This is a genomic window from Kitasatospora sp. NPDC101157 (assembly GCF_044768255.1).
In the GTDB taxonomy this organism is placed as follows: domain Bacteria; phylum Actinomycetota; class Actinomycetes; order Streptomycetales; family Streptomycetaceae; genus Kitasatospora.
Genome location: NZ_JBIWPL010000003.1, coordinates 466,907 through 486,955 on the forward strand (window position 1 = coordinate 466,907; position 20,049 = coordinate 486,955).

Sequence of the window (20,049 nt, forward strand, 5' to 3'; positions counted from 1 at the left end):
TGTCATCTGTCATCCGTTCGCTGAAAGTTGTTCGCCCGGGAAAATTCCCCCAAGTGTTCGGAACCAGGGCCCCCGCGCCTCCGACTGCTGTACCGGACGCCGCCGCCGAGGCGGCGCCCGGTACAACAGCGGGAGCGGAGGACCTTCGTGCGGGCGCGGAACCAGTCACGCATCTGCGACCTGACGACAAGTCAGCAAGGCCACGTCGACCGATGGAGCCTGGTCGTGGCTGCCGGGCTGCTCTCGTTCGTCGCGATGCTCGACATGAACGTGGTCAATCTGGCGCTCACCGACATCTCCTCCGGCCTGCACGTCTCCGCCGGTGTCGCCCAGTGGGCCGTTCTCGGCTACCAACTGCCCCTGGTCGCCCTACTGTTGCCGGCCGGGCGATGGCTGGACCAGGTCGGAACCCGGTCCGCGCTGCTGCTCGCGGTCAGCTGCTTCGCTACCTGCAGCGTGCTGGCCGCCCTTGCGCCGTGGGCGAGTTGGCTGATCACCGCACGCCTGCTCCAAGGCTCCTTCGGTGCCGTGCTGTTCGTCCTGATGCCGGTGCTCGCCGCGACGTCCGTCCGGCCCGAGCTGCGCGGGCGGGCGATGAGCGTGCCCGCGACGCTGGGACCGCTCGGGGCCGTCACCGGACCGGTGGTCGGCGGCCTGCTGCTGGACCACCTGGGCTGGCGGGCGATCTACCTGGTCAAGCTGCCGGTCTGCCTGGCCGCCGTCCTGATCGTGCACCGGAACGCCCCGCGAAGCGGCCGACTGCGCCTGCCCGACCGGGGTTCGCTGGGCGACGCCGCCCTGATCGGCGCCGCGGTCGCCGCCGTCCTGCTCGGACTCACCCTGGCACCGAAGGCCCCGCCGTGGCTGCTGCTCGCGCTGCCCGCCACGCCGCTGGTGCGGCTCTGGCTGCGCCGCCCGGGCGGCCGGCCGGTCGCGGAGGTGCTGCGGGCCGCCGGGACCGCCGGGGTGAACGCCTCGGTGCTCGCGCTCGCCGCCGGCTTCGCGGCCTGCCAGTACCTGCTCGTCCAGTACCTGCGCGGCCCGCGCGGTGAGAGCGCCACCGCCACCGCGCTGACCATGCTGGCCTTTCCGCTGGGCATGGTGCTGGCCGGACGGGTCGGCGGCCGACTGGCCGACCGTTGGGGCGCCCGGCCGACCGCGCTCGCCGGCGCCGTCCTCACCACCTGCGGTCTGGCACTGCTCGTCCCGGTGGACGCCGGCTGGTCCACCCTCGACGTCGCCGCGCGGCTCGCCCTGGCCGGTGCCGGGATGGGCCTCAACGGCGGCCCCACCCAGGCGCTGGTGATGACCGCCTCCCCGCCCGGGAGGCTCGCCACCGCCGGCTCCGCCGTCCAGCTCTCCCGCAGCCTCGGCTTCGCCCTCGGTCCGGCCCTGGCCACCGCCGCCGCCCTGGCGGGCGACCGGCCCGGCGCCGGGACCCGCGCGGGCACAGCCCTGGCCGCCCTGATCGCGGCCACCGCCGTGGTCCTGCTCGCCCGGTACCGCCGCCCGCAGTCCTGACAGCCGCCCGAGATCCCGCTCCCGCCCCTCTGGAGGACCCACATGACCGACCCCGTCCGCACCCCGCCCCCGGCGGAGGCCGAACCCGAACCCGAAACCCACACCGACGACCCGACCACGACCACGTTCACGACCACGGTCACGACCACGGCCACGATCACCGCCACAACCACGACCACGGCCGGACCCGCGACCGATCCCACGGCCGGAGCACCGCGCTGCCCGTACGGCCACGATCGGCTGCCCACCCCCGTCCCGCTGTACGGCCCGGACTACAAGACCGACCCGTACCCCCTCTACCGCCGGATGCGCGAGGCCGGACCGGTGCACCGGGTGGAGTTCCCGAGCGGCATCCACGCCTGGCTGGTCACCGGCTACCAGGCCGCCCACGCGACCCTCAACGACCCGCGGCTCGGCAAGAACCACGCCCTCGGCAACGACAACTGGCGTCGACTCGCCTCGATCATGCCGGAGCCCCAGCACTCCCAGCTCCAGGTCCACCTGCTGCACCAGGACCCGCCCAAGCACACCGCGATGCGCCGCCTGGTGCTGGACGCCTTCGCCCCGCGCCGGGTGGAGTCGCTGCGCCCCCGGCTGCAGGAGCTGGCCGACGCCCTGGTGGACGGGCTGCCCGCCACCGGCGGCGCCGATCTGGTGGCGGGCTTCGCGGCCCACTACCCCTTCCGGGTGCTGGCCGAAGTCATCGGCCTGCCCGCCGAGTTGGCGGCCCGCTTCGACCGCGACTGGGGCAAGGTGGTCCAGCCGGTCGGCCCCCAGGACCCGGGGCGTCCGGCGTACGAGGCGCGGCTGCGCGGCCTGCAGACGTACATCGCCGAGGTGGTCGCCCGCAAGCGCACCGACCACCTCGCCCCCGGCTTGGACGAGCGCGAGGACCTGCTCGGCCGGCTCGTGGCGGCCCACGACGCGGGCGAGTTGAGCCGCGAGGAACTGGACTCGATCGTGTTCCAGCTGCTGGTCGCCGGACAGGAGCCGGTCACCAACCAGATCACCACCATGCTGGTCACCCTGCTGCGCCACCCCGAACAACTCGCCGAACTGCGCGCGGGCCTCGACGATCCCGGCCGCCTGGCCCGCGCGGTGGAGGAACTGCTGCGCCACGACGCCGCGTTCGAGCTCACCACCTGGCGCTTCTTCGCCGAGGACAGCGACCTGTTCGGCACCACCGTTCCGGCGGGCGACTCGGTGATCGTCTCGCTGTGCGCCGCCAACCGCGACGAGGAGCAGTTCGCCGGGGCCGACCACCTCGACCTCGACCGCACGCCGAACACCCACCTCGCCTTCGGCCACGGCATCCACTACTGCCCCGGCGCGGCCCTGGCCCGGGCCGAACTCCAGATCGCCGTCGGCACCCTGCTCACCCGGCTGCCCGGGCTTCGCCCGGCCGTAGCGCCCGGGGACGGCCTGGACGAGCTCGCCTGGATCCCCGCCGTCCTGGCCCGGGGCGTCAACCGGCTGCCGGTCGCCTACGACCGGCGCGACTGAACACGACGAGCTCGCCGCCCGCCCGGCCGCCCGACCGGCCCCACCCCCGGCTCCGCCTGCCCGAAGCCCGTACGCCCGCCCGTCCATGGAGGAGATCCATCATGCCGCCCGTCGGCACCGCCCCCGCCACCGCCGCCACCCCCTTCGTCACCAGCATCACCGGCACCCCCGAGCAGCGGTCGACGGAGCGGCTCGCCGCCCGCGTCCTCGGGATGCTGCTCCCGCACCGCCGCGCCGCCGACCCGGAGTTCGACGCCCGCCCCGAGCACTTTCCCTTCCAGCTCGCGCAGTTGGCCGACTTCATCGACGCGGGCGCGCCGATCGTCTTCACCCTGCCGGGCTTCCCGTGCAAGTCGCCGAACCCGGCGAAAGTGCTCGGCCACCTGCCGGACGAGGGCGAGCGACTGTCCCTGACCTTCCTCGACGAGCTCTGCACCCGGATAGGCCGGATCCACCCGCCCGGCGCACGCATCCTGATCTGCTCGGACGGCCACATCTTCGGCGACCTGATCAACGTCCCCGACGACCACATCGACGAGTACTCGGACGAGTTGACCGCGATGATCGAGCGCGAGGGCCTGCGACACCTCGACACCTTCGACCTGCGGGCGGTGCTCGGCGACCTGCCGTACGACGAGAAGCGCGCCCGGGTGCACGAGCGCTACGCGCCGAGCGTCGAGGAACTGCGCGAGCAGGTGCTGACCGAGCAGGAGACCCTGCGGCTCTACCGCGGTATCACCCGCTTCCTCACCGAGGACAGCACGGGCTTCCCCGGTACCCGGTCCGCCCTGCAGCGCGAGTGCCGCCGCCGCGCCTACGCGGTGATCCAACGCAGCAGGGCGTGGGGTGAGTTGATCGCCGAGCGGCACCCCCGCGCGGTCCGGCTGTCCATCCACCCGCAGCCCGCCGGTGCGGCCAAGTTCGGCATCCGGCTGCTGGCGGCGGCCGACGCCTGGATGACGCCGTGGCACTCGGCCGTGCTCCACCGGCCGGACGGCCGCTGGGAGTTGCTCCGCAACGAGGAGGCCGCCCGGCTCGGCCGGCCGGTGGAGCGGAACGGCCGGCCGAGCCACTACGAGAGCAGCTGAGGCCTGACCGCCCCGGGCGGAGGGCCGGGCCGGCGGAGCGGCTCGGGGGCGGCGACGGCCGGGGAGCGGTGGTCGAAGGCGATCAACGGGTCGCCGGTGAGGGGGTGGTCGACCACCGCGGCGCGTACGCCGAAGACCTCGGCCAGCAGGTCGGCGGTCAGCACCTCGCGCGGCGCCCCGGAGGCCACCAGCGCGCCGCGGTGCAGCACGTGCAGCCGGTCGCAGACCGAGGCGGCGGCGTTGAGGTCGTGCAGCGCGACCAGTGTGGTGCGGCGCTGTTCCCGCAGCAGGGCGAGGAGTTCGACCTGGTGGCGGACGTCCAGGTGGTTGGTCGGCTCGTCGAGCACCAGGACGTCCGGCTGCTGGGCGAGCGCCCGGGCCAGCAGGACCCGTTGCCTTTCGCCGCCGGACAGTTGGGCGAACCGGCGCTCCGCGGCGTCGGCCATGCCGACCCGGCGCAGGGCCTCGGCGGTGATCCGGTGGTCCTCGGGATCGTCGGCCGCGAACGCCCGCTTGTACGGGGTGCGGCCCATCGCCACCACCTCGCGCACGCTCAACTCGAAATCGCCGCTGCGCTCCTGGGGCAGCGCGCCGATGTGCCGGGCGGACTGTGCGGGCCGCAGCGCCGCCAGGTCCTGCCCGGCCAGCAGCACCCGCCCGGCGCTCGGCCGCAGGTGCCGGTAGACCGTGCGCAGCAGGCTGGACTTGCCGCTGCCGTTGGGCCCGACCAGCCCGGCGATCTCCCCCTCCTCGGCGACCAGGTGGACCCCGGCCACCACCGTGCGCCCGGCCAGGGCGACGCTCAGGTCCTCGACGGCGATCCTCAACTGCGCTCCAGTCGTCGGTCCAGCAGGTAGAGCAGGGTGGGGGCGCCGAGTACGGCGGTGACCACGCCGATCGGCAGTTCCTGGCCGTCCAGGGCGGTGCGGGCCACGGTGTCGACCACGACCAGGAGCACCGCCCCGGTGAGGGCGGACAGCGGCAGCAGCCGCCGGTGGTCGCCACCGACGAGCAGCCGGCAGACGTGCGGCACCATCAGCCCGACGAAGCCGATCGCCCCGGAGACGGCGACCAGTACTCCGGTGAGCACACTGGTGACGACGAAGACCTCCCGGCGCAGCCGGGTGACGTCCACGCCGAGCCCGGCGGCCGTCTCGTCGCCCATCAGCATCGCGTTGAGGCCGCGGGCGCGGGCCTGGAGCAGGGCCGACCCGAGTGCCACCGCCACGGCGGGGACCGCGAGTTGGGCCCAGACGGCGCCGCCCAGGCTGCCCATCAGCCAGAACAGCACTCCCCGGGTCTGCTGCTCGTCGCTGGTCTGCAGGACGAGGTAGCTGGTGATGCCGCCGAGGAACTGGGCGATGCCGATGCCGGCCAGCACCAGCCGCAGTGGCGAGAAGCCGCCGCCGCGCCGGGCCATCAGCCAGACCAGGGAGAACGCGGCGAGCGCGCCGGCGAAGGCCGCCAGGGAGACGGTGAGGCCGAGCGCGCTGCCGAAGGAGAGTTCCAGGCCGAAGGCGGTGCCGAGGACGATGGTGGCGACCGCCCCGAGGGAGGCGCCGGAGGAGATGCCCAGCAGGTAGGGGTCGGCGAGCGGGTTGCGGACCAGGGCCTGGACGGCGGTGCCGACCAGGCCGAGTCCGGCACCCACCACGGCGGCCAACAGCGCTCGCGGAACGCGCAGTTGCCAGACGATGAGGTCGCGGGTGCCGGGTTGGGGCGCACGACCGGTGAGGTGGTGGACGACCACCGACCAGACCTCGCCGGGCGGGAGGTCCACCGGACCGAGCGAGACGGCGGCGGTCAGCGCGAGCAGCAGGGCGACGGCCAGCGCGGCGGCCAGCCGCCCGGCCCGCAGGGTGCGGGCCGGGCGGCCGGTCTCCCGGTCACGCGCGGCGTGAAGGGCCGAAGTCACCGTCTACTGCCCGCCCTTGACGAGCTCGGGGTGGACGGTGGCGGCGATCTGCCGGACGGCGTCGGCGTTGCGCACCCCCGCGATGGTGGTCACCTCGGAGCCGAGCCGCACGAAGTGCCCTTCCTGGACGGCCTTCAGGCCCTGGGTCGCCGGGAAGCCCCGCAGGAAGGCCTCGGCGTCGTCGTAGGCCTTGCGGGTGGCCTCCTCGCTGCCCCGGTTGCGCACGGCCAGCTGGATCCAGTCCGGGTTCTTGGCCACGACGTCCTCCCAGGAGCCGGGCTTGAAGTCGGCGTCGCAGTCGGCGAACACGTTGCGGGCCCCGGCCTGGGTGATGACGGCGTTGGCGACCTGCCGGCCGCAGACCGCGACCGGCTGCTTCGTCCCGGCGTCGAAGTCGAAGACGAAGTAGCCGGGCCGCTTGTCCTCCGGGACGCCGGCGAGTGCGGTGCGGACCTCGCCGACCCGCTTCTCCATCCCGGTGACGAGTTCCTCGGCGCGAGCGGCGGTGCCGGTGACGGCGCCGAGGCGGCGGATGTCCTCCTCGATCCCGGCGAGGTCGGTGCGCGGCGCCTTGGCGGCCTTCGGGGTGCCGGCGCAGGCGGTGGAGAGGAGGAAGACGTGCTGGATGCCGGCCGCCGCGAACTCCGCCTCGCTGGGACCGGTGGCTCCGCCGCCCATCATCGGCATCGCGCCGAAGGTGTCCACGTAGAGGTCGGCGCCGGAGCCGAGCAGCTTCTCCTTGGGAATCGCCTTGTCCCCGAGCACCGGCACCTTGGCGCCCTGTTCGGCCAGCGCCGACGGCAGGGTGCCCTTGCCGGGCGGGAAGCCGGTGCCGATCACCCGGTCGCCCGCACCGAGTTGGAGCAGCATCTCCAGGCTCGCCGCGTTGCTGGTGACGATCCTGGCCGGGGCCTTGGCCACGGTCGTCTCCTTGCCCGCGCAGTCGGTGACCGTGACGGGGAAGCCCCCCGCCGGTACGGGCCGGACGGTGACGGAGGCGCTGCCCCCGCCGCCGCTTCCGCAGGCCGTGGCGAACAGGGCGACGGCGGCCGCGATGCCGTAGACGACGCGAGGGCGCATGAGAACTCTCCTGGTGGGGTGACCGTGCCGGGGGTCCGCGCTGCGGACCCGGATCAGGTAGTCGGGCCGGGGTCGCGCCGGGTTCCCGGGGATCACCCTGCGATTCGCGGTCCTCCGACGGCCCACCCGGCGGAGCACGCATAGGGTGGCCGGATGGCCGATCCCACCGCCCCGCGCGACGACCTCGACCTGCCGGTACCGCTCGGTCCGCTCCCACCGCGCCGGGTGGTCTCGCTGGTGCCCTCGCTGACCGAGGCCGTCGCGGCCACCGCACCCGGTCTGCTGGTCGGCGCCACCGACTGGTGCAGCCACCCCGCCGACCTGGCCGTGGCCCGGATCGGCGGCACCAAGAACCCGGACCTCCCGGGGATCCTCGCGCTGGCCCCGGACCTGGTGATCGCCAACGACGAGGAGAACCGCCGCCCCGACCTGGACGCGCTGCGGGCCGCCGGGGTACCGGTGTGGGTCACCGACATCCGCACCCTGGACGGTGCCTTCCGCTCCCTGGACCGGCTGCTCACCGTGGCCTGCCGACTGCCGCGCCCGGCCTGGCTGGACCGGGCGGAAGCCGCCTGGCACGACGTACGGCCGACGGCGGCCACCGGGGACGTACGGCCGGCGGCGGACGGCCCGCGGGCGATCGTGCCGATCTGGCGCCGCCCCTGGATGGTGCTCGGCCGCGACACCTTCGCCGGGGACCTGCTGCACCGCCTCGGCCTGCGGCTCGTCCACGCCGACCACCCCGAGCGCTACCCGGCCGTGCCGCTGCCCGAACTGCTGGCGGTCCGACCGGAGTTGGCGGTGCTGCCGGACGAGCCGTACCGCTTCACCGCCGGGGACGGCCCGGAAGCGTTCCCCGGCATCCCGGTCGCGCTGGTCAGCGGACGGCACCTGACCTGGTACGGGCCCTCCCTCGTGACCGCTCCGTCCGTCCTCCGGCAGGCGGTCGACCACCCGTTCGTACCGGGCGGAGGGACCACATCGTAGGATGACCGCCACTCGCCGGGATCATCGGATTCCCGGGGGCAAGTGGGGGGACGAACCATGAAGTTGAGCACCACCCGGCGGACGACCGTCCTGGTCTCCGCCGTCGCCGTCTCGACCGCCGTCCTGGCGGGCTGCGGTACCCAGAGCGCCGACAAGCAACCGAACGCGGCGGCGAGCACCACGCTCACGGCCGCCGACGCCACACCCAGCGGGACGGCGAGCGCCGGCCCGTCCGCGAGCGCCACCCCGACGCCCACCGGCTCGGCGTCCGCCGGCGCCTCGCACAGCCCGAGCGCCGGCCCGAGCAAGTCGGCGAAGGCCACGCCCGGCGCCCAGGGCGGCAACGCCAGGAGCGGCGGCGGCAGCGCGGCCGGCGCACCCGCCACCCAGCCGCCGGTCGAGAAGCCCGCCATCCCCGCGCCGGTCCCCACCGCCAAGCCCGGCGCCGTGGCCCTCCCGCCGCCGCCCGCGCCGCCCGTCCCGCACGTGCCCCCGCTGCAGAGCGGCTGCCAGCCCAGCAAGCCCCAGCCCGACGAGCCCAAGGCGGCCGTCGGCGCGGCCCTCACCGCGGCGGCCGGGCAGTCCCGGGTGCTCACCCTCAGCTCGGGCGGTACCGACAAGCTCCCGCCGCTGCCGGCCAACCTGGTCAAGGCCATCGCCTGGCAGGAGAGCGGCTGGCAGTCCGGCATCCTGGCCTGCGACGGCGGCATCGGCACCATGCAGATCATGCAGAACACCGTCAGCTGGATGAACGGCAAGTACGGCACCAACTCCGACCCCAAGACGCTCAACGGGAACGTCCAGCTCGGCACCCAGCTGCTCGACTGGCTGGTCGCCTACTACGGCGACTCCTCCTTCGGCGGCAAGTACGACCTCTCACCCGACCCGGCCACCGGCAAGACCCCGCTGCTCGACCTGGTCATCTCGGCGTACAACGCGGGCGCCGGCAACGTGCACTACAACGCCGTCACCGACCCGACCACGGGCGAGGTCGTCGGCAGCCTGGACATCCCCAACCAGAAGTACGTCTCCAACGTGAAGGCGCTGATGGCCGGCCAGCCGTGGAACAAGGCCGGCTGACCCCTTTTCCCTTCGTGCTCCTGGTGGTTGCGGCCGCTACGGCCGCTGCATGACGCAGGGCCCGGAACGCGAGTGCGTCCCGGGCCCTGCGGCGTACGGCTGCCGGCCGGCGTCAGCCGCGCGCGGTGGTGACGGCGGCGCCCAGCGCCTCCTTGATCCGGGGGCCGAGACGGGCGAAGCCCAGCTCCTTCATGGCCGCGCGGAGCAGCTCCTCGTCGCTCCGCTCGGTTCCGTCGGCGTCGATCCATCGGACGACGGCGAGCAGTTCGTCGGCGGAGTAGGCGGTCACGGGGCGGCCGGGCGTGAAGTCCGGCTTCGCGGGACGGCCGGCGGGGGCCTCCACGACGGGGGCCTCGACGGCTTGGGCCTCGGTGACGGGCTCCTCCGCGGTGGACTCCTCCGCGGTGGACTCCTCCGCGGTGGACTCCTCCGTGATGGGCTCGTCGGCAGCGACGGAGGCCTCGACGACCGCCTCAGGCTCTGCGGCGGGCTCCTCTGCGTCGGCTGCGGGAAGCTCCTCGACGGCCTCGGGCTCCGTGACGGTGCCCTCGACCTCGGCGGCGGGAGCCTCCGTAGTGTCCTCCGACTCTGCGACGGGCTCCTCGACCTCAGCGGCGGTCTCCGCCTCGACGGTCACGGCCTCGACCGGTTCCGCAATCTCGACGGAGGGCTCCTCGGTGACGGCCTCGGGCTCCTCGACCTCGGCGGCCGGAGCCTCCTCGACGGCCTCCGCCTCGGTCACCGGCTCCGCCTCAACGGCAGGGGCCTCCACAGCGGCCTCGACCTCGACGGCCTCCGGCTCGGCCTCAACCGCGGCCTCGACCTCGGCGTCCGCCGTGGTTTCGAGCTCGACCTCGGCGACGGGCTCCTCGGCCTCGACCTCGTCGGCCTCCTCCGCCGACTCGTCCACCGCTGCGGCCTCGACCAGCGCGGCCGTCGCGGCGGCGACCAGGTCGTCGGCGGCCGGGGAGGGCGCCGGGAGGGACACCACGGTGGCCGGGGCTTCCTCCGTCACCTCCTCCACCGCAACCGCAACCGAACCCGGCTCGTTCTCGGCGGAGTCGACGTCCGAGCCCGACGCCGCCTCAACGGCCTCGGCCCCGCCCTCGGTCAGCTCGGCGTCCGACGTCTCGGCACCGCTCTCGACCTCGGTCTCAGCGTCGGCCTCGGTGTCAGCAGCCGTCTCGGCGGCCAGCTCCTCGGTGTCGGCCTCAGCTACCTCAGCGGCCTCAGCTACCTCAGCGGCCTCAACGGTCTCAGCGGTCTCGGCGGTCTCGGCGGTCTCGGCGGTCTCGGTGACCGGCTCCGCCGCCAGCCCGTCCCGCTGCCCACCGGCCAGCGCCTGACGCGCAGCGGCTTCGGCCTCAGCCTCGGCGTCGGCATCCACGTCGACGTCGACCTCGGCCTCCGTCTCCGCGACGACCGGCTCCGCCGCCAGCCCGTCCCGCTGCCCGCCCGCCAGCGCCTGGCGCGCCGCGTACGCGGCCTCGGCTGCGCGGCGGTCGGCCTTGGCGGCGGTGAGTTCGGCGAGCAGGTCGGCCAGGCCGGCCTCCTCAAGGGTGGCGCGCAGGCTGCGGATGGTGGGCAGGCGGTAGAGGGTGCCCTCGTCGGCGGCGAGGCGCTCGACCAGGTCGGCCAGTTCGGTGAAGGCGAGGCCGTCCAGGTCGTGGTCGGGCAGCAGGCGGGCGAGGCCGCGCAGGCCGGTGTTGATCGGTTCGAAGGCCTGGGCGGTGCGCTCGACGAGGTCGCCGTCGGCGGGCACGCTCGGGAGGCTGCCGGCGGGGGCGAGGGCGGCCCAGGCGCGGCGCTCGATCTCGGCGGAGGTCAGCGCCTCGTGCAGGTCCTCGCGGCGGACCTTGCGGTCGTGGGCGAGGGCCGCGGCCTGCTTGCGCAGCGAGCGGCCGCGCAGCCAGGAGAGCTTGACGCCGTTCTCGCGGCGCCAGGTGCTGTCGGCGGTGGCGGCGGCCAGGGCGACGAGGTCGGCGTCGTACGCGGCGGTGCTGAGGGTGGCGGAGGTGCGGTGCACGCGCTGGAGCATCTCGACCAGCAGCGCGGCCTTGGCGACGGTGTCGGGCTCGTCCAGCTTGGCCTCGGCGGCCAGGGCGGTGACGGCTTCCCAGGTCTGCTGCAGATCGCGGCCACGCAGTTCCGCGAGGGCGGTGGAGGCGGCGCGGGCGTCCTCCGGGGTGGCGACGGTGTCGACGGCCGCGTACCAGGCGTGGGTGTCGGCGCTGAGCGTGAAGGCCCCGAGTTCGGCGTAGCGGCCGAGGTCTTCGCGGAGGTCGGGCTCCGCAGCGGCGTCCTGGGGGTCCTTGACGTCTGCGGCGTCGGCGACGTCCGCCGGGTCGGCTGCGTCGGCGTTGCGCGAGTGAAGCACTGTCATGTGAGGTCCGGTTCTGGGCGACGACGGCGGGGCTGGCGGCGAGGGGGCGGCGGACCGGTTGCGCGGGGTGCCCCTGGGGCGGGACACGGGGGCACGCGGACGGGCTGCCGGTTGTGGAGGCCCAGAATACGGGTGCCCGTTCGAGCCTTGCACGCACCCACCGCCGGACGGGCCGGTGTCGTGTGCCATACCGCTCGCGTGGCCGCTACCCGGGAGGTCCGCCCGGGTGGTCCGGCCCTGGTCCGTACGGGTGGTCGGACGGCGGGGCGGACGGTCGACCCGGCCGTCCGCCCGGCTGTCCGCCCGGCCGTCCGCCCGGCTGTTCCGCCCGGCGCGGGCGCGGGCGCCGCAGCCGGTCCAGCGGGACGTCACGGACGCCGCGGGCCGGGCGGCCGAGCGGCGGACGGAAGCCGGCCCGCCCGAGGGTGGGCAGGTCGACCGGCGCGAGGTACTCGTGGAGCGCGGTGCGGTGCCACCACGCGCCGGTTTCCCGCAGTTCGCGCCATCCGGTGAACCGGTAGAGATAGAGGGTCGCCCGGACGTGGGTCGGTGGGGCGTCGGGGAAGGGGTTGTGGCGCAGCAGCCGCAGGGTCGCACGGTCGCCGGTCAGCAGGCGGGCGACGAAGGGCAGGAACCAGGGGCGGGCGTAGGCCGGGGAGATGCCGGCGAACCACATCAGCCAGTCCAGCCGCAGGTGGTAGGGGGCGTACTGGCGCGGGAGGCGGCGCACGTCGCCGGGCTTGCCCTTGAAGCCGTACTCGCGCCAGACGGTGTGCGGGGTGAGCACGGCTTCGTCGGTGCCCTCGACCACGACCTCCTGGCGGAGGCGGTTGACGCTGCCGAAGGCGCCGTAGGTGTTGACGAGGTGCAGCCGGTTGAAAGAGCGGTTCATCACCTGGCCGCGCGAGAGCATGTTCCGCACCGGCCAGTAGCTGAGCACCAGGACGGCCCCGGTCACGGCGGCCACGAGTGCCTGGTACCAGACGGGGGCGCCGGGGAAGTCGTGGGCGCGGCGCGGCAGTCCGAGGCGGGACGGTTCGACGGCGGCGAGGGCGAGGACGACGGTCAGCCAGTTGAGCCAGGCGAAGTTGCCGGAGGCGATCAGCCACAGCTGGGTGGCGACGACGGCGCAGGCCGCGTAGGTCGCGACCGGCTGCGGGAGCAGCAGGCCGATCGGGACGACGAGTTGGACGAGGTGGTTGGCCGCCGCCTCGACCCGGTGCAGCGGGTCGGGCAGGTGGTGGAAGAACCAGCTGAGCGGTCCGGGCATGGGCTGGGTCTCGTGGTGGTACCGCAGGCAGGTCAGGTCGCGCCAGCAGGTGTCGCCGCGCAGTTTGATCAGTCCGGCGCCGAACTCGACCCGGAAGACCAGCCAGCGCATCAGCCAGAGCACGGGGGTGGGCGGTGCGGTGTCGGCGTTGCCGAGGAAGACGGCCAGGGAGCCCGCTTCGAGCAGCAGCGACTCCCAGCCGAAGGAGTACCAGGTCTGCCCGACGTTGACGATGGAGAGGTAGAGCAGCCAGAGCGCCGCCCAGAGCAGGATCGAGGCCCAGAGCGGGACGGCGTCCGCGAGCCCGGCCGCGACGGCGGCGGACAGCGCGGCGCCGCTCCAGGCGACGGAGGCGAAGAAGCGGTCGCTGTAGTGGAGGTGGAAGATCCCGGGTGACTGGCGGAAGGGCACCCGGGCGGTGAAGCGGGGCACCGGCAGCATGCCGTCGGTGCCGATGAGGGGGCGGAACTGCGCGGCGGCGGCCAGGAATCCGATGAGGTAGAGGCCGGCGAGCAGGCGTTGGACGAGCAGTCGGCTCAGCCAGTAGTCGGGGGCGGCGAACCAGTCCATCCAGTCCATGCGGCCCATGCCTACCATCGGCGGCCGGCTGCGGGGCCCGGCCGGGGCGGGGTCGGCGGACGGTTCACCCGCTCGGCCCGGGCGGCGGGCGCGGGCACGGCGGGCGGCGGGTGCGGTCCCGGACGACAGAGTGGCGGGGAGCCTCTCCTCGGGGGTGAGAGGCGCCCCGCCACGGTGGCGGACGGTACGGACAGTACGGACGGTGGGGACGATGGGGACGGAACGGACGGAACTGCGGGTACGGACGGTGCGGACGGCTGGTGCCCCCGCGGGCCGCGCTGCCGCGCACGGGCGACGGTCGGCCGCTCAGCTCGGCAGGACGAGTCCGGACCCGCCGGCGACGCCCGGCCGGCCGGTCGGGGTGGCGGCGCCGCTCTGCTGGAGCCGGTCGACCAGCAGCGCGGCCAGCGTGCCGAGTTCCTCCTCGGTACGGGACTGGGCGGTGACGTCCATGCCGACGGTGAGGACGCCGTTGACCTGGCCGGTGCGCGCGATCCGCAGCGGGGTGCAGGTGAAGCTGAAGATCTGCTGGATGCGCTGCGCCTCGGGACGGCCGGACTGGACCCGGACGTCGTTGAGGACGGTGGCGCGGCCGGTGTGGTACGCCTCCGAGACGGCCTGCTGGAGGCCGGCCGCGCCGAGCTGCGGGTAGGCGGTGCCGATCGATCCGTACGCCACCGGGGCGCCGAAGGTGTCGGCGTGCTGGGCGTTGGCGTAGCGGATCTCCTGGCCGGGCCCGTCGGTCAGCATGATGGGGAACGGGGAACCGTCGAAGGCCGCGAACATCTCCTGCTGCTGGGCGAGGAGGTTGTCGCGCAGCCGGATCTCGGAGAGCAGCGCCTCGGCGAGGTGCTGGATGTCGCGCAGGCGCTCGCGCCCCCACTGCCGGGGTTCCCGGTCGAGGACGCAGACGGTGCCGATGACGGTGTTGGTGTCGTCGACGAGGGGGGCTCCGAGGTAGGCCCGGACGCCCAGTTCGTCCACGACGGGGTTCCCGGCGAACCGGGGGTAGGCGAGGATGTCGTCCAGCGCGAGGGGCGAACGCTGGGCGACGACGTGCGGGCAGAAGCCGTGGCTCATCGGCATCTGCCGGGTCGGAAGGTCGAAGGCGATGCCCCGATCCGCCCAGGAGGCGCCTTCTTCGGCCGCGACGTCGGCCGAGTTTGGCGGAATGTAGAGCCCCCGGAACATCTGGCGCTCGTCGTTGATGAAGTTGACCATCGCGATGGGAGCGCGGGTGATGCTGGCTGCCAGGTGGGCGAAGCGGTCGAAGGCCTCGTCCGCGGAGGGTTCGTTGAGACCCAGGCTGCGCAGCCTGCGGGTCCGCTCGGACTCCCCGGCAGCACCCGGGAACTGGCCTTGAGTGCTCATCACATCAGTCATGGCGCACATGTAATCAGACATCCGGGCGCCACGGTGTTATCGGGACCGATCGCCCCCCTTGCTGATGCACAGTCAAAGCGGCATGTGAGCGACCTCGCGGCACACCGCCGGAGCGGGGCAAGGTCAATCCCCACCCGACGCGGTGGTAAAACCCGTCGCCGACAGGACGGGCCGAATCCCGCCAATCCAAGATCAACTATGTGTGGGGCCCATGTGCACATATGACAATGAGCCCTGCCGAAGACACGGACGGTAGTTTCCCAGCCCCACGGGAGGCACCGGTCCAAGGTCCGCATGCACCGATGGCTTCGACGCGATCGGCACCGCCACACCTCCACACCCCCACCCTCATCTCGCCGGGGGAGCGGCCGGAGCGGCATCTACGGCGTGAACGGAGGCACGACACCCACCGGAACGAGAGGACCAAGCATGGCGATGGACTACTTCACCGACGAGCGACACGAGAGCCTCCGGGCGGAGGTCCGTGAGTTCGCGGAGAAGGAGGTGCGTCCTCAGGTGGCCAGAATGGAGGCCGACCGGGAGATCGAGTTCGAGCTCTCACGGGAGATCGCCCGCCGCGGCTGGATCGGCGTCACGATCCCGCGCGAGTTCGGCGGCCTGGGTCTGGGGCACCTGGCCAAGACCATCATCGTGGAGGAGCTGGCGCGGGTCAGCGGCGCGATGGGCGCGATGGCGCAGGCCTCGCAGCTCGGCGTCGCCAAGGTCATCCACTTCGGTTCGGACGCCCAGCGGCGCGCCTGGCTGCCGAAGTTCGCGTCCGGAGAATCCCTGCCGACGATCGCGGTCACCGAGCCGGAGTCCGGCGGCCACGTGCTCGGCATGGCCGGCACCGCCCGCCGCGAGGGCGACGAGTACGTGCTCAACGGCCGCAAGGTGTTCGTCGGCAACTCGCACATCGGCGACGTCCACGGGGTGGTCTTCCGCACCGACAAGGGCAGCAAGGGCCTGTCCGCCTTCCTGGTCGAGAGCGACCGGCCCGGCTTCCGCGCCGGCGCGATCGGTACCCAGGGCGGCCTCCACGGCTTCAGCTTCGGCGAACTCGTCTTCGAGGACTGCCGGATCCCGGTCGGCAACCGGCTCGCCGAGGAGGGCCAGGGCCTCGACGTCGCGTACTCCTCCTCCACCCTGTACGGGCGGCTCAACCTCGGCGCCGTCGCGCTCGGCATCCACGTCGCCGTGGTGGAGGACACCGTGCGCTACGCCGAGGAGCGGGCGCTCTACGGCAGGCCGATCAGCCAGCTGAACAGCATCGCGCTGAAGCTCGGCGAGATGCAGTCCCGGCTGATGACGGCCAAGCTGGCGGCCTACCACGCCTCGCACCTGCTCGACCACGGCAAGGCCTGCGACGCCGAGCTGATGAACGCCAAGCTCATCAACACCGAGTACGCGATGGACTCGGCGCGCCAGGCGATGGAGATCTTCGCCGCGCGCGGTACCCAGGAGGAGCACAACGTCATCCGCTACCTGCGGGACGCCACCCACATCTACGCCCCGGCCGGCACCTCGGACGTGCAGAAGCTGCGGCTCGGACAGGTGGCGGCGGGCACGTACGGCAAGCAGTGGTCGGCCGAGCTGTCCGACCTGGCGAGCTGGGCGTGGACCGAGCTCAACCAGCTGGAGTCCGAGGCCGCCTCGGCGTCCGCGCTCCCCACCGGCTTCGTGGGCCCCGCGGCCTCCGCGGGCCCCGCGACCTCGGTGACCTCCGCGGCGGACGGGCGGTACGAGCGGTACGGCCGGGTGGTGCCGCTCTCCGCGGCGAGCTGATCCACCGTGAGGAACCGCCGCCGGGACAGTGGCGAATCCTCGGCACGGTGGTGGTTTGACCTGTTCCTGACGGCTCCTCGGGAGGCCCGCCCGGCCTCCCGAGGAGCCGTCTCCGCTTGGCGGCACCCGCACTGACCTGCGGCGTTCCGTCGGCGAACACTCCGCTCGCGACCTGCCCGCACTGCCATCAGCCGTTCACATATCGTCAGTTGATGTTGCGATGAGGCCACCTGGGACTGATAGGTTTCCTGCCGTCGGCGGCCGCGCTGCACCACCACGCCCGGACGGTGACACCGCGTCACCGAGTCCGGCGACCCCGGCCACGGCGCCCTGAAGCCCGTCCGGGCCGCTCGGGCCGATCCGCCGTTCGGACCCGAGACCCGGCCTGCAACTCGGCCCTGCAACAAGGAATCAGATGCCAGGCATATCGGCCCCCCGCACGGGCCACCGCGCCGGCCGGTCCGGCTCCCTCCGCAGCTCGCTCCTCGCCCTCGTGCTGGTCCCCAGCCTGGGCCTCGCCGCCGCCTGGGGCTACGCCGCCTACCAGCTGCGCGACGCGGGGAACCGCACCGCGCTGGTGGCCGGCACCGCCGTCGTCGCGGTGGTGCTGCTGATCAGCCTGATCCGGGGCGTCCGGGCCGCCCGGACCCTGTCCGCCCGGCTGGCCGGGCTGCGCAGCGACACCCTCGCCCTCGCCCAGCAGGAGATCCCCGACGTCGTCGGGCGGCTGCGCGCCGGGGAGCCGGTGCCCACCCCGCCCACCTGGACGCCGTCGCGGCGGGTCGGCGACGAGGTCCAGCAGACCTCCGACGGGCTGGCCGCCGTCCGGCAGGCGGCCGTCGCCGCCATCGTCCACCAGGCCCAGGGCCGCGAGGGGACCAAGAAGGTCTTCCTCAACATCGCCCGCCGCACCCAGATCCTGATCCACCGGCAGATCAGCATGCTCGACGCGCTGGAGCGCGAGCACGAGGAACCCGAGCTGCTGCGCGAACTGTTCGCGGTCGACCACCTGGCCACCCGGATGCGGCGCAACGCCGAGAACCTGGTCATCCTCGGCGGCGCGCTGCCCGCCCGGCGCTGGCGCAACGCCGTGCCCATGGTCAACGTGCTGCGCAGCGCCGTCTCCGAGACCGAGAACTACGCCCGGGTCGTCGTCCAGGGCGTGCCGCGCGCCTCGCTCAGCGGACAGGCCGTCGCCGACGTGATCCACCTGGTCGCCGAGCTGATCGAGAACGGCACCACCTTCTCCCCGCCGTACACCCAGGTGCAGGTCTCCGCGCAGGAGGTCCCCAAGGGCCTGGCCGTCGAGGTGGAGGACCGCGGCCTCGGCATGACCGAGGAGGAGTACGAGCGGCTCAACGAGTACCTGGCCAACCCGCCCGAGCTCGACGTCTCCGCGCTCGGGGACGACCTGCGGCTCGGCCTCTTCGTGGTCGCGCGGCTGGCCGCCCGGCACGACATCCAGGTCACCCTGCGGCCCTCGCCGTACGGCGGCACCCGGGCCGTGGTGCTGGTGCCCTCGGTACTGCTGGAGCAGGCCGAACAGCCGGCCGCGGTGCCCGGGCTGCCGTCCGGCGCCCGGGTCACCCGGACCCCGGCGCCCGAGCCGCGGCCGTCGGACGGCGACCCGGACGACATCGACGGGGAGCTGTCGGGCGCGCTGGCGGGAGTGCTCAGCGGGCTGCTCGGCGGCGGGCCGGCCGGTCCCGAGGGGACTGCGACCGGCGCCGATGCGGCGGCGGCCGCGGCTGCTGATGACGCGGCTGCGGCTGCTGATGGCGCGGCGCCGGCGTCCTTCGCCTCCGGTGCGGACGGCGGCGGAGTGATCACCGGTGAGCTGCTCGGGCGGCCGGACGGCGTGGTCGGCGGGACCGCCCCCGAGAACGCCGGACTGCCGGTCGGCGCCGAGATCCCCGGACTGCCCGGCGCCGTGGTGGTCCCCCGGCCCGCGCTGCCGCGTCCGTACGACCTGCCGACCGACCCGTCGGCGGAACTCGTCGCCGGGCTCGCATCGGGAGGGGCGCCGGGAGTGGCTCCGGGAGTGGCATCGGGATCGGGAGCCGCGTCGGGACCCGTAACCGGGCCCGCCGGTGACGCCGGCGCCCATGGCGACGCGACCGGGTCGCTCGCGGACTCCGGGGCCGGGTTCGACGGAGTTCCCGCCGACCGGTCGACGCCCACCCACGAACGCCCGCAGGAGGACCACGTGGAGCACGGCCCGGACGGCGAGCTGCGCACCCCGCGGGTCCTGCCGCAGCGGGTCCGCAACGCCAGCCTCGCCGAGCAGCTCCGCGAGGCCAACGCGCCCGGCGGCATGATCCCGCCGTCGGCCGTGCCGGCCCCGCCGCAGTCACCGTCCGCCGCTCCGGCGCCGTACGGGGCCCAAGCGCCGTACGGGGCCCAGGCCGCCCCGGCCGGTCCGCGGTTCGGTGAGGCCGACGACCCCTCGCCGGCGCGGTCCCGCGCCACCATGGCCGCCATCCAGCGCGGCACCCGGAGCGCCCGCGCGGCCGGGTCCGCACCGGACGCGCCCGCCACCGCCCCCAACCCGGCCGCGGCCTCCGCCCCCGAGGAAGCCGCGGAAGCCTCCGCCGTTCAGGAAGCCAAGGAACAGCAGTGATGACGCAGCAGCAGACCGACACCCAGCGCGACCTCAACTGGCTGCTGGACCAGCTGGTGGCGCGGGTACCCGAGACCCGCCACGCCATCGTCCTCTCCGAGGACGGTCTGCTGGTCGGCACGTCCCAGGGCCTCGACCGGGCCGACGCCGAGCACCTGTCCGCCGTCGCCTCCGGCCTGCAGAGCCTGGCCCGCGGCGCCGGGCACCGCTTCAACGGCGGGCGGGTGCGCCAGACCGTCGTCGAGATGGACCAGCTGTTCCTGTTCGTCACCACCGCCGGGCAGGGCGCGCGGCTCGCCGTGCTCACCAGCGAGCAGGTGGACGCCGGGCTGATGGCCTACGAGATCAACATGCTGGTCAAGCAGGTCGGCCAGTACCTCACCGCGGCGCCGCGCAGCGACGCGGGCCAGGTCGGCGCGGGTGGCGGTGCGTGACCATCGCCGACGCCGACGAGGGCTGGTTCTACGACAAGGACGCCGGCCACCTGGTCCGCCCCTACGCGATCACCAACGGGCGCACCGGCCCGGTCCGTGACGGGTTCGCGCTGATCACCCTGGTGGTCACCGCCGACCCGCGCACCGACACCAGCCGGTTAACCCCCGAGCCGGCCGCGATCCTCGACATGTGCCGCGAACGCCCGCTGGCCGTCGCCGAGATCGCGGCCACCATGGACCTGCCGGTGAGCGTGGTCAAGGTGCTGCTGGACGACCTGGCGGAGGCCCGGCTGATCCTCACCCGGGCCCCGGTCCAGCTCGCCGAGGCGCCGGACATCTCGCTGATCCAGGCGGTGATCGAGGGCGTCCGCCGGCTCTGAAGGACGGCGACGGCCCGGATCCGCCCTCCCCCTCCCCCGCC

General features: G+C 74.1%; 15 protein-coding genes. 9 read left to right on the forward strand and 6 right to left on the reverse strand.

The annotated features are described in order from the left end of the window. Window positions 1-225: 225 nt before the first annotated feature. The 3 genes from ACIRVF_RS08905 (at window position 226) to ACIRVF_RS08915 (ending at window position 4,112) form a co-directional block, all read left to right on the forward strand. Complete coding sequence (locus ACIRVF_RS08905; RefSeq protein ID WP_402815588.1) at window positions 226-1,521, forward strand: MFS transporter; 1,296 nt, start codon at window positions 226-228, stop codon at window positions 1,519-1,521. Between the two features lie 42 nt (window positions 1,522-1,563). Beyond that, entirely contained in the window at window positions 1,564-3,024 is a 1,461-nt protein-coding gene (locus ACIRVF_RS08910; protein ID WP_402815589.1) for a cytochrome P450, read from the forward strand. A gap of 101 nt (window positions 3,025-3,125) precedes the next feature. Continuing rightward, window positions 3,126-4,112 (forward strand): L-tyrosine/L-tryptophan isonitrile synthase family protein, encoded by a 987-nt coding sequence (locus ACIRVF_RS08915; protein ID WP_402815590.1) that lies wholly within the window; start codon window positions 3,126-3,128, stop codon window positions 4,110-4,112. On the opposite strand, the gene ACIRVF_RS08920 is transcribed toward ACIRVF_RS08915, so the two are convergent. Genes ACIRVF_RS08920 through ACIRVF_RS08930 form a run of 3 tightly spaced genes read right to left on the reverse strand, consistent with a single transcriptional unit; the run spans window position 4,097 to window position 7,107 of the window. Continuing rightward, window positions 4,097-4,939 carry an ABC transporter ATP-binding protein gene (locus tag ACIRVF_RS08920; protein WP_402815591.1) on the reverse strand — a complete coding sequence of 281 codons (843 nt, stop codon included), beginning with the start codon at window positions 4,937-4,939 and terminating at the stop codon, window positions 4,097-4,099. The two genes, ACIRVF_RS08915 and ACIRVF_RS08920, sit on opposite strands and share 16 nt — an antisense overlap. Continuing rightward, window positions 4,936-6,027, reverse strand: a complete 1,092-nt coding sequence (locus ACIRVF_RS08925) for a FecCD family ABC transporter permease (RefSeq protein WP_402815592.1) — start codon at window positions 6,025-6,027, stop codon at window positions 4,936-4,938. The genes ACIRVF_RS08920 and ACIRVF_RS08925 overlap by 4 nt, the downstream gene beginning before the upstream one ends. Before the next feature lie 3 nt (window positions 6,028-6,030). Then, complete coding sequence (locus ACIRVF_RS08930) at window positions 6,031-7,107, reverse strand: ABC transporter substrate-binding protein (protein WP_402815593.1); 1,077 nt, start codon at window positions 7,105-7,107, stop codon at window positions 6,031-6,033. A 153-nt stretch (window positions 7,108-7,260) separates the two neighbouring features. Between ACIRVF_RS08930 and ACIRVF_RS08935 the strand changes: the two genes are divergently transcribed. Beyond that, entirely contained in the window at window positions 7,261-8,094 is an 834-nt protein-coding gene (locus tag ACIRVF_RS08935; RefSeq protein WP_402815594.1) for a helical backbone metal receptor, read from the forward strand. Window positions 8,095-8,151: 57 nt separating this feature from the next. Continuing rightward, window positions 8,152-9,174, forward strand: a complete 1,023-nt coding sequence (locus ACIRVF_RS08940; protein WP_402815595.1) for a transglycosylase SLT domain-containing protein — start codon at window positions 8,152-8,154, stop codon at window positions 9,172-9,174. A 112-nt stretch (window positions 9,175-9,286) separates the two neighbouring features. Here the strand turns inward: ACIRVF_RS08940 and ACIRVF_RS08945 are convergent, their stop codons facing one another. The 3 genes from ACIRVF_RS08945 to ACIRVF_RS08955 form a co-directional block, all read right to left on the reverse strand. Then, window positions 9,287-11,557 carry a hypothetical protein gene (locus tag ACIRVF_RS08945; protein WP_402815596.1) on the reverse strand — a complete coding sequence of 757 codons (2,271 nt, stop codon included), beginning with the start codon at window positions 11,555-11,557 and terminating at the stop codon, window positions 9,287-9,289. Between the two features lie 205 nt (window positions 11,558-11,762). Then, a complete protein-coding gene (locus tag ACIRVF_RS08950; RefSeq protein WP_402815763.1) occupies window positions 11,763-13,397 on the reverse strand; it encodes a lipase maturation factor family protein in 1,635 nt (544 codons plus the stop codon). A gap of 315 nt (window positions 13,398-13,712) precedes the next feature. Next, complete coding sequence (locus ACIRVF_RS08955; protein WP_402815597.1) at window positions 13,713-14,789, reverse strand: GAF domain-containing protein; 1,077 nt, start codon at window positions 14,787-14,789, stop codon at window positions 13,713-13,715. A gap of 429 nt (window positions 14,790-15,218) precedes the next feature. Between ACIRVF_RS08955 and ACIRVF_RS08960 the strand changes: the two genes are divergently transcribed. The 4 genes from ACIRVF_RS08960 to ACIRVF_RS08975 all read left to right on the forward strand — a co-directional run bounded on the left by ACIRVF_RS08960 (window position 15,219) and on the right by ACIRVF_RS08975 (window position 20,008). After that, window positions 15,219-16,574: an acyl-CoA dehydrogenase family protein gene (locus tag ACIRVF_RS08960; protein ID WP_402815598.1), complete on the forward strand. Its 1,356-nt coding sequence runs from the start codon at window positions 15,219-15,221 to the stop codon at window positions 16,572-16,574. Window positions 16,575-16,989: 415 nt separating this feature from the next. Next, complete coding sequence (locus ACIRVF_RS08965) at window positions 16,990-19,194, forward strand: ATP-binding protein (protein ID WP_402815599.1); 2,205 nt, start codon at window positions 16,990-16,992, stop codon at window positions 19,192-19,194. Further along, complete coding sequence (locus ACIRVF_RS08970; protein ID WP_402815600.1) at window positions 19,194-19,628, forward strand: roadblock/LC7 domain-containing protein; 435 nt, start codon at window positions 19,194-19,196, stop codon at window positions 19,626-19,628. Before ACIRVF_RS08965 ends, ACIRVF_RS08970 begins: the two co-directional genes overlap by 1 nt. Beyond that, entirely contained in the window at window positions 19,625-20,008 is a 384-nt protein-coding gene (locus tag ACIRVF_RS08975; RefSeq protein WP_402815601.1) for a DUF742 domain-containing protein, read from the forward strand. The genes ACIRVF_RS08970 and ACIRVF_RS08975 overlap by 4 nt, the downstream gene beginning before the upstream one ends. Window positions 20,009-20,049 lie beyond the last annotated feature (41 nt).

Bases quoted from the DNA above. Each gene is read 5' to 3' on its own strand.
- ACIRVF_RS08970 (WP_402815600.1), top strand. From the start codon at position 19,194: ATGACGCAGCAGCAGACCGACACCCAGCGCGACCTCAACTGGCTGCTG.
- ACIRVF_RS08945 (WP_402815596.1), bottom strand. From the start codon at position 11,557: ATGACAGTGCTTCACTCGCGCAACGCCGACGCAGCCGACCCGGCGGAC.
- ACIRVF_RS08960 (WP_402815598.1), top strand. From the start codon at position 15,219: ATGGCGATGGACTACTTCACCGACGAGCGACACGAGAGCCTCCGGGCG.
- ACIRVF_RS08940 (WP_402815595.1), top strand. From the start codon at position 8,152: ATGAAGTTGAGCACCACCCGGCGGACGACCGTCCTGGTCTCCGCCGTC.
- ACIRVF_RS08955 (WP_402815597.1), bottom strand. From the start codon at position 14,789: ATGACTGATGTGATGAGCACTCAAGGCCAGTTCCCGGGTGCTGCCGGG.
- ACIRVF_RS08930 (WP_402815593.1), bottom strand. From the start codon at position 7,107: ATGCGCCCTCGCGTCGTCTACGGCATCGCGGCCGCCGTCGCCCTGTTC.
- ACIRVF_RS08910 (WP_402815589.1), top strand. From the start codon at position 1,564: ATGACCGACCCCGTCCGCACCCCGCCCCCGGCGGAGGCCGAACCCGAA.
- ACIRVF_RS08915 (WP_402815590.1), top strand. From the start codon at position 3,126: ATGCCGCCCGTCGGCACCGCCCCCGCCACCGCCGCCACCCCCTTCGTC.
- ACIRVF_RS08965 (WP_402815599.1), top strand. From the start codon at position 16,990: ATGCCAGGCATATCGGCCCCCCGCACGGGCCACCGCGCCGGCCGGTCC.
- ACIRVF_RS08950 (WP_402815763.1), bottom strand. From the start codon at position 13,397: ATGGACTGGTTCGCCGCCCCCGACTACTGGCTGAGCCGACTGCTCGTC.
- ACIRVF_RS08935 (WP_402815594.1), top strand. From the start codon at position 7,261: ATGGCCGATCCCACCGCCCCGCGCGACGACCTCGACCTGCCGGTACCG.